The sequence below is a fragment of the Parafrankia soli genome, from assembly GCF_001854695.1.
GTDB lineage: Bacteria > Actinomycetota > Actinomycetes > Frankiales > Frankiaceae > Parafrankia > Parafrankia soli.
The window spans coordinates 86713-95708 of sequence record NZ_MAXA01000136.1 but is presented as its reverse complement, the minus strand read 5'-3'; the positions used below and the strand labels follow the sequence as shown (position 1 = coordinate 95708).

General features: G+C 70.0%; 7 protein-coding genes. 4 read left to right on the top strand and 3 right to left on the bottom strand.

The genetic code is table 11. From position 1 onward, the window contains the following. Nucleotides 1–521, top strand: a 521-nt coding sequence (locus BBK14_RS13125; RefSeq protein ID WP_206744662.1) for a hypothetical protein, incomplete at its 5' end; no start/stop codon positions are given. Nucleotides 522–610: 89 nt separating this feature from the next. Here the strand turns inward: BBK14_RS13125 and BBK14_RS13120 are convergent. Both BBK14_RS13120 and BBK14_RS13115 read right to left on the bottom strand, forming a co-directional pair. Beyond that, entirely contained in the window at nt 611–2389 is a 1779-nt protein-coding gene (locus tag BBK14_RS13120) for a SulP family inorganic anion transporter (RefSeq protein ID WP_083390908.1), read from the bottom strand. Then, nucleotides 2386–2727 (bottom strand): ArsR/SmtB family transcription factor, encoded by a 342-nt coding sequence (locus BBK14_RS13115; protein ID WP_071062374.1) that lies wholly within the window; start codon nt 2725–2727, stop codon nt 2386–2388. The genes BBK14_RS13120 and BBK14_RS13115 overlap by 4 nt, the downstream gene beginning before the upstream one ends. Nucleotides 2728–3228: 501 nt before the next feature. Between BBK14_RS13115 and BBK14_RS13110 the strand changes: the two genes are divergently transcribed. The 3 genes from BBK14_RS13110 (at nt 3229) to BBK14_RS13100 (ending at nt 7177) form a co-directional block, all read left to right on the top strand. Continuing rightward, nucleotides 3229–4647: an endonuclease/exonuclease/phosphatase family protein gene (locus tag BBK14_RS13110; protein ID WP_241831454.1), complete on the top strand. Its 1419-nt coding sequence runs from the start codon at nt 3229–3231 to the stop codon at nt 4645–4647. 350 nt (nt 4648–4997) lie between these two features. Continuing rightward, on the top strand, nt 4998–6206 hold the full coding sequence (locus tag BBK14_RS13105; protein ID WP_071062346.1) for an aminotransferase-like domain-containing protein: 1209 nt from the start codon (nt 4998–5000) through the stop codon (nt 6204–6206). Between the two features lie 11 nt (nt 6207–6217). Then, a complete protein-coding gene (locus BBK14_RS13100; RefSeq protein WP_071062372.1) occupies nt 6218–7177 on the top strand; it encodes a D-alanine--D-alanine ligase family protein in 960 nt (319 codons plus the stop codon). An 84-nt stretch (nt 7178–7261) separates the two neighbouring features. Here BBK14_RS13100 and BBK14_RS13095 read toward each other — a convergent pair whose 3' ends face one another. Further along, nucleotides 7262–7717: a TspO/MBR family protein gene (locus BBK14_RS13095; RefSeq protein ID WP_241831453.1), complete on the bottom strand. Its 456-nt coding sequence runs from the start codon at nt 7715–7717 to the stop codon at nt 7262–7264. Nucleotides 7718–8996 lie beyond the last annotated feature (1279 nt).

The following is an 8996-nucleotide window of genomic DNA, read 5'->3' as shown; positions in this document are numbered from 1 at the left end:
AAGTACCGGACGGCGGGGAGGTGGCCCTGGAGATCCACCCCGCCGCGGAGCTGGATGGCCACGGCGGCAGAACCGTCGAATCGGCCTCGGTCAGCTGGTCTCCGGTCGACGTGCGCTTTCTCGATCAGCTGCCCTCCGACAGCATCACCGGGCTGTCGATCACGTACGCGGTTCAGCCCGGGTCGCTGGCCGCGCTCGCTCACCTGGCCCCGGGCCTGCGCAGGCTGACGCTGGCCTGGACCGATCTGACCGACGAGGCGCTGCCGCACCTGGCCATGTTGCGGCACCTGGCCTGGTGGCAGAGTTTCGGCAACCATTTCAGCGACGCCGGGGTGCAGCAACTCGTCGCACTGGAGGAGCTCGACCACCTCTACCTCGAAGAAGCAACCCTCACCCTGGCTGGTTTCGCCTTCGCCCGGCGTCTTGAACGGCTGTGCCGCCTGGGCGTCCAGGACGCGATGCTGTCGAAACGGGACCTGAAGACCCTTCGCCGCCAACTCCCGGGCGTGGACGTCGGGTGACGAGCATCCCMAGCTCATGACCACCGCAGCAGCCGCCGCGAACACCGGCTGTCCCCGCCCCAACAACAGACGACCAGACGCATCCTCGTTCACGAAGGGCCATGGGGCTGGGCGGGGATGAGTGCTCGGGCGTATGCCAGCGCGGAGGGGGCGTCGGGAAACATCCGTCGCCGGTCACCGGACTCTGCTGTGATGCCATAGGCGCCGAGTGTCTGGTGGTGTTCAGGGCGGACCCCGGACAGCAGGGGCACGACTCCGCGTGCTTCGAGGTCGGTGAGGGCGACGGACAGCGCGGCGGCTCCGGTCGCGTCGACGGCGCTGACCCGTGACATCCGGATGAGGACCACCGAGTCGTCGTGAACGTGTTCCAGCGTGGGCAGCAGACGGTGGGCGGCGGTGAACGACAGCGGCCCGTCGATCCGGAGCACGGTGACCGGAGCGGGGCCGGTCCCGGGACCGGAGCCGGGTCCTTGGGGACGACTGTCGTCGTCGAACGGAAGGTGTTCCACCCGCGCGGTGCCGGCGACCTGGCGAAGCGCCAGCGCCCCGGCGAGGGCCAGCCCCACGGCAACGGCCACGACGAGGTCGACCACCAGTGTCACCGCACCCGTCAGTACCATCACGGCCAGTTCACCACGTCCGGCGCGGGCCAGGGCCCGGACAGCGTCGGTCTCCACCATGCGGATCGCGGTCGCCACCAGGACACCGGCGAGTGCGGCCAGGGGGATGTACCTGACCAGTCCCGCCGCCGCGGCCACCACGGCGGCGATCACGACGGCGTGGATGACGGCGGACAGCCGGGAGGCCGCACCCGAACGCACGTTGACCGCCGTCCTGGCGATCGCCGCTGTCGCCGGCATTCCACCGAACAGCGGCACGGCGAGGTTGGCGACGCCCTGGCCGAACAGTTCACGGTCGGGGTCGTGGCGCCGCCAGCCGCCGGCCCCGTTCGAGCCCCGGCCCGGGTCCGACGATGCGCGCATCTCGTCGGCGACCGTCGCCGACAGTAGCGATTCCAGGCCGGCGAGTGCGGCGATGGCGGCGGCGGCCGGCAGCAACTCCGGGACCATTCCCGGGTCGAGGAATCCCCACGACGGCGCCTGCAGACCCGATGGCAATGCCCCGACCCGGACGACACCGTCGACGTTGATCAGTTCGACGGCGACCGTGGCGAGGGCAACGGCCGGCAGGGACATCGGCACCGAGGGCCGCAGCCGCGCACCCAGCAGCACCACGACGGCGACCGCGGCGCTTACCGCCACCGACGTCCAGCGCGGTTCGTCAGCGAAGCGGGCGAGGGCGCGGGCAGCCACCGTCACCACCTTCTCACCCTCGGGTGTCGGCACCCCGAGGGCCGCCGGGACCTGCTGCAGGGCGATCACGGCTGCGATTCCGACGGTGAACCCGACGACCACCGGCATCGGCACGAGGCGCGCCAGGCCGCCGACCCGCCCGAGCCCCAACCCGACCAGGATCACCCCTGCCATGAGTCCCGCCATCAGCACGCCGTCAACTCCGCGGGCGTGTACGACCGGTACCAGCACGACGGTCATCGCCCCGGTCGGCCCGGAGACCTGGAAGTCCGAACCACCGAAGACCGCGGCGAGCACGCCGGCGATGATCGCGGTCGCCAGCCCGGCCTCGGTTCCCATTCCCGAGGAGATCCCGAAGCCGAGTGCCAGTGGCAACGCGACGACGGCGACCGTCACCCCGGCCAGCAGGTCCCTGGCGGGAGCCCGGCGGACCGAGCGAACGGTGGCCGAGTCGGGCAGTACCGCCCGGAGCCGTTCCCACAGGGCCGCCGTCGCGTTCCGCGCGAACGGCCGCCGCGACGGCGGGCCCGACGGCGCTTCGCCGGCGGCGTTCACTCGGACCTCGCGTCCGCGTCGCGCAGTTCGGCCAGGAGTTCCTCCTGGCCGAGGAGGAGATCGGTGAGAATGCGCCGCGCGGTACGCATCAGGTCCGCGACGTCGGTTCCGGCAAGGGCGTAGACGACCGTCGTGCTGTCGCGGGTGGCGGTGACGATGCCTGCGCGGCGCAGTACGGCGAGCTGCTGGGACAGGTTCGAGGGCTCGACGTCAATGGCCGCGAGCAGGTCCCGGACGGGCGTGGGCCCGAGCTGGAGGAGCTCCAGTACCCGGATCCGCACCGGGTGGCCGAGCATGCGGAAGAACTCCGCCTTGGCCTGGTAGAGCGGCACCGACATCATCGTTTCCGGGAGATCCTTTTCGGGTTTGGCGTACCTGGGACGGCCGCACGGGTGCGGCGCCCACCTGTCCGCGGAAGCATAACAACTTGAAGAAGTCTTCAATTCATCATCAACCAGCAGTGCGCAGGGTCACACCGGCCTCAGCGCCAGTACGTGGTGGTCGCGGGATGCCGGACCCTCCCACCGGTGACCGTCAGTCCACCGGGATGCGCGTTTCCGCATCCGCTCGTGCGCAGGGAGACGCACCAGCCAGTGACGCCAGACAACCCCGGCCAACAACGATCCAGCAGGGTCATGCACAGCGTTCCCACACGTGCCGCTGTTCGACTGATCCGTGAACCCCGCAAATAAAAGTTCTGGCGTTTTGCCCGGCAGTGCCCGATCAACGGTGGATGCGGTCTGGCCTCGCCGTTCGCCGCGTTAAGCAAGATTCCCGCCCGTCGTGTTCGACGGCGAGTGACCTTGGATGGGTGTCGTTCCGGTCGAGGCGTTGGGTTCGTGCGGGGGCGCGCCACCGGTTCGCAGACGCTGACCGAACTCGGCGGCACGATCAACACCATCAAGCTGACCAGCAGCAACGCGCTCCCCGCGCCGGCCCCCGTCAGCTTCGCCGATGCGTTCACCAAGACGGGCAACCTCGAGGCCCAGCCTCTTGAGCCGGGTGCGTACGTGCTCGACTGGCTGGAGGTCCACGAGGGCATGCGGGTCACCGTCGCCCAGGACACCCACCTCATCAGCCCGGTCGACACCGAGTTCGGCGAGCTCTGGGTCACCCTGAAGCCGGCCCAGAACCCGACCCCGCGTGGCGGTTCGGCGTACGTCTCCTACGACGACCCCAACAGCGGCCGGCTGATGCTCCAGGCCCTCAACGGCGCCCCCGCCGCCAACGTCGGCTCCACCCTCGCGGGCGGCTCGGTCGGCGTCGTCGACTACCAGTCGTTCGGTGGGTACGTCATCCAGGCCACCACTCTCGGCGCCATCACCGAGGGCGGCCTCAAGCCGCAGACGGTCACCCCGCCGAAGAAGGCCGGCGACCTGTCCGTCGTCACCTACAACGTCGAGAACCTCACCGCCGCCGACTCCGACGCCAAGTACGCGCGTCTGGCCCAGGCCGTCGTCGTGAACCTCGGCAAGCCCGACATCCTCGCCCTGGAGGAGATCCAGGACAACAACGGCACCGCCGGTGGCGCCCCCGGAGGCAACATCCGCCAGGTGTTCCTGTTCAACCCGGCCTGGACGACCTTCGTCGACCGTCCCGGCGGCGACGCCAACACGGCCGTGACCGTGCTCAAGGCGCGCCCGACCAGCAACCAGATCATGCTGTCGGCCTCCCCCGGCCGCATCAACCCGACCAGCTCCGTCTGGAACGCCAGCCGCAAGCCCCTGGTCGGCGAGTTCCTGTACGACGGCAACAAGCAGCTGTTCGTCATCGCCAACCACTTCAACAGCAAGGGCGGTGACTACCCCCTCACCGCCGCGGTGCAGYCGCCGAACCGGACCTCCGAGGTCCAGCGCATCGGCCAGGCGACGGAGGTGCGCAACTTCGTCGCCRACCTGGCTGCCAAGAGCGGCAACACCGCTCGCGTGGTCGTGCTGGGTGACATCAACGACTACCAGTTCAGCCCGACCCTGGCGACGCTGACCGACAATGGTGCACTACTGAAGACGCTGATCAGCGAGCTGCCCGCGAACGAGCGGTACAGCTACGTTTTCGACGGCAACTCGCAGACGCTGGACCACATCCTGATCAGCCCGACCATCAAGGGCTACTCGTACGGTGTGGTGCACATCAACGCCGAGTTCTCCGACCAGGCCAGCGACCACGACCCGCAGATTCTTCGGATTCTGACGGGGTGCGGGTCCGAGCCGCTGCCCGAGCGCTGCCACCCTGGTAGCCCCGTGGTGGATGTCAGGTAACACCCTCTCGCGGTAAGAAAGCGCCCGTCCTCTTCCCCGGCGGACGGGCGCTTTTTGTTTCACGCGGACTTGCGGCCCACACTCGGGGTAGATCAGCTCCGCCGCTCGCACGGCTCAGAAGTGGGCTCTGAAGTAGGTAGCTTCCGAGCACTTCCGCGCTCGGGCGCTCAGCGAGCTTCCGGTCCGGGGCGGCTGCCGGTCGTGGCACCGGGCGTCCGGCCCCAGAGCACGCGGGTAGGGTCACTCGTCGACGTCGACAATGGGGTGGACGGGTGGACGAGCAGCAACCGGTAAGCGGCACCGCGCCGACGGATCGCTGGTGGGGGGCGTACGCTGCCCGCGCATCGGGGATGCTGGCGTCCGAGGTACGGGCCCTGTTCGCGGTCGCGAGCCGTCCGGAGATCGTGTCTCTGGCCGGGGGGATGCCGGCTGTGGACGCGCTGCCGTTGGAGGCGGTCGCGTCGACCATGTCGGATCTGGTGACGAAGCGCGGCGCGGTGGCGTTGCAGTACGGCTCCGCCCAGGGCGATCCGGGGCTGCGCGCGCGGATCTGCGACGTGATGGCCATGGAGGGCATCACCGACGCCCACCCGGACAGCGTGATCGTGACAGTCGGTTCCCAGCAGGCGCTCGACCTGCTCACCCGGGTGTTCATCGATCCCGGTGACGTCGTCCTCACCGAGGGGCCCACCTACGTCACGGCCATCAACACGTTCGCCGCCTACCAGGCGCGGGTCGTGCACGTGGCGATGGACGGCGACGGCCTCTCCCCCGACGCGCTGCGCGAGACCCTGGGCCGGCTCGCGGCCGAAGGCGCCCGGGTGAAGTTGCTCTACACGGTGCCGACATTCCAGAACCCGGGCGGGATCACCCTGACCCAGCCACGGCGGGCCGAGATCCTGGAGGCGTGCCGGCGGGCGGGGGTGCTCGTGGTGGAGGACAACCCGTACGGGCTGCTGTCGTTCACCGGCGAGCCGGTGCGGGCGATGCGCGCGGACGCCCCCGACGACGTCGTCTACCTGGGATCGTTCTCGAAGACGCTGGCGCCGGGGATGCGGGTCGGGTGGGCGCTGGCGCCGCCGCCGGTGACGGCCCGGCTCGTCCTGGCCGCGGAGTCCGCGATCCTGTCGCATTCCATGCTCACGCAGCTCGCGGTGGAGCGGTATCTGGCGACCCAGCCGTGGCCGGAGCAGCTCAAGGAGTTCCGGGAGATGTACCGGGAACGCCGTGACGTCATGCTCGACACCCTCGCCGAGACGATGCCCCCGGGCACGACCTGGACCCGGCCGGATGGCGGGTTCTTCGTGTGGCTGACCGTCCCGGGCGGGGTCGACACCAAGGCGATGCTGCCCCGGGCGATCGCCGCCCGGGTCGCCTACGTTCCCGGCACCGGCTTCTACGCCGACGGGTCGGGCCGCAACGCCATGCGGCTGTCGTACTGCTACCCGCCGCCGGAGCGCATCCGTGACGGCGTCCAGCGCCTCGCCAAGGTGCTCCGCGCCGAGATCGACCTCCGGCAGACCTTCGTACCCCGCCATGGCAGCACCACGGACGAGTGAAGGACACGACGATGACCGATCTTGGCCATGTGCTCGTCCTCGCCGGTGGCCTGTCACCCGAACGTGAGGTGTCCCTGCGCTCCGGGGGCAGGCTGCGGGACGCGCTGGCCCGGATCGACGTCGACGTCGAGCTGCGGGACGTCGACGCCGGGACTCTTCCCGCGCTCGCCGCCGACCCGCCCGCGGTCGTCTTCCCCGTCCTGCACGGAATCTCGGGTGAGGACGGCACCATCCGCGAAGTCCTGGACCTGTACGGCCTGCCCTACGTCGGCGCCGTGCCCACGGCATGCCGGGCCGCGTTCGACAAGGCGACGGCGAAGGCCACGGTCGCGGCCGCGGGCGTCGCGACGCCGGAGGCCGTGACGTTGCCCCGCGAGGTGTTCCACGACCTCGGCGCCGCCGCACTCATCGACCGGATCGCGGGCAGGCTGGGCCTGCCCGTGATCGTGAAGCCACGCGCCGGGGGCTCCGCGCTCGGTGTCGGGCGCGTCGACGACGCCGGGCAGCTCGCCGAAGCCCTGATGGCCTGCTTCGGCTACCACGACTGGGCACTGATCGAACGCGCCGTGACCGGGGTCGAGATCGCGGTCGGCGTCATCGACACCGGTGACGGCCCGATCGCCCTGCCCGCCGTCGAGGTCGAGCCGGCAGGCGGGGTGTACGACTACGCCGCCCGGTACACCGCCGGCGCGACCACCTTCCACATACCGGCCCGTCTCGACGCCGCGGCGCTGCGCGCCGCCGCGGAAACCGCGGTCACCGCGCACCGGACGCTGGGCCTACGCGACCTCTCCCGCACAGACATGATCGTGGACACGAACGGCACAGCCCAGTTCCTCGAAGTGAACGTGGCCCCGGGCATGACCGACACGAGCACCTGGCCAATGGCCCTGCACGCCGCCAGCCTCGACTTCGCGGTGGTAGCCCGCGACCTCGCCGCCCAGGCCCGGGACCGCGCGGCCCGCCGCTGACGTCCCGAGTCAGGGACGGCGGTGGACCGACACGTAACCCGGATTTTCACCGACGGGCCCCGGCCCGAGAGAGTGTCCGCTCTGTCAGTGGCCGGGGTTGCGGGCGACGATCGCGGCGTTCAGCGCGGTGGCGAAGCCGGTCCAGGCGAGGTAGGGCAACAGCGCCGCCCCGGCCAGCCGATCGGCCCGCCAGGCCCTGGCCACGAGGGTCGCGTTGGCCGCGTCCAGCGCGAGGATCTCCGCGAGCGCGAGGCGCGGGCGTCGGGCCTGAAAGAACAGCGGCGTCCAGGCGGCGTTCAGGGCAAGGTTGATCCCGAACGAGCGCCGGAACCGCTTCCGCTGGTCGTCGTTGGTGCTGCCGTCGAGCGCCCGCGCGCCGGCGAAGGCGATCAACGCGTAGATCGGTGTCCAGACCGCGGGAAACGCCGCCCGGGGCGGCTGCCACCCGGGTTTGTCCAGCGACAGGTACCAGGCCGAGTCGGGCCTGGTTCCGACCGTGCCGACGCCGGCGGCGGCCGCCGTGGCCGCACTCGTCCTCACCAAGGTCGAAGTACTCATCCCAGCCTGGTACCCGCAGGAGCGAGGCCTGTCCCACGGACCTGCGCCACGCTGCCACGATCGAACAGTCAGCGGCCCAGCTCGGTCCCGGTCACGTTCAGGCTGGCCCTCGCCGCCGCGCGCGGACCGCGTGACCTCGCTGACCGACTCACCAGCTGACGATCCGGCTACCTGGGTGCCCGTGATCGTGTCACCGGGGTCCAGGCACATGGCATACGGCGTGGAACCGAATGCGGCATCGAGGCCGCCGCCCGACCCACCTGTGCCGCCGATGGCTCGCGCCTGCGTCGCATCGGTGTCGACGACCCCGGCCGAGTAACCGGGGGCGACGTACTCAGCAGTTCCGTCAAAGGGACGATTCCCTTGGCGTGCAGATTGCTCTGCGCTGTTCCGGTACCGACAGTCTGGTTGATCCCAACACCGGAGACCACGTCGTCGGTGTCACCACCGGTCCGGCAGTTCGCGTTGCTCACGCTCTCCGAATTGACCGAGCCCGACCCAGCCGTGACACCGGGGCTACGCACCGTGATAGTGGTTGACGCATATGCGGTTCCTGACGGTGTGACGGCCAGCGCGGCCCCAGGACGAGCGCTGTGAACAAGGGGGGCCGTGGGGACTTTTTCGCCACCGCCTTCTTCCTCGCCGGAGAGATGGAATTGCCTACCAACCGCGACCTGGCGAGAGAGCGAGAGCCGGCCGCTGAATTATTCCGCGCCGAATTTCTTGCACAGCAAAAAGCGCGACCTGGACCTTCTTGGAGCCGCATCCAAGCACCGGCTGACCGACCGCTCAGTCGGCTCCCCGCAGCACGAATACGCCCAGCGGCGTCGGAGTCGCACCGCTCGCGCCGTCACGGGCTGGTCGGGTCTGGAACGGAGCCGACATGCGCGATGTACGGATAGTGATTATCGAACGACTTACCGGAGTGACGGTCCGGGATGAGGAGTGACCACCGTGCGATCAGCGCGAGAGCGGTCAGGTGGTCGAGCACATCCCGCCCCTGTGCGGCCCCTCGGCAGGCTTGCCGTCCCCGACCAGCTCTCGACCGTACGCCGGACACCCTCAGCCGACTGACGCCGAGAGATGACGCTTCCCGGACAAAGTCTTCCTATGTGACCAAATCGCCCAAGGGTTAGCGGTCACTACTGTTGACGAAGTCCGCTGCGGAGAGAGTCCCGCCGACGAGTCGGCGCGGAAATCACGCGGCCGGGCCAATCGCCCTCGCGCCTCCGCTCCTGCCTCGAAGGCGAGCCCGGCCCGC

What these genes read in the sequence shown, in the direction of transcription:
- BBK14_RS13105 (WP_071062346.1), top strand. Translation starts at nt 4,998, where the DNA reads ATGCTGGCGTCCGAGGTACGGGCCCTGTTCGCGGTCGCGAGCCGTCCG.
- BBK14_RS13100 (WP_071062372.1), top strand. Translation starts at nt 6,218, where the DNA reads ATGACCGATCTTGGCCATGTGCTCGTCCTCGCCGGTGGCCTGTCACCC.
- BBK14_RS13115 (WP_071062374.1), bottom strand. Translation starts at nt 2,727, where the DNA reads ATGTCGGTGCCGCTCTACCAGGCCAAGGCGGAGTTCTTCCGCATGCTC.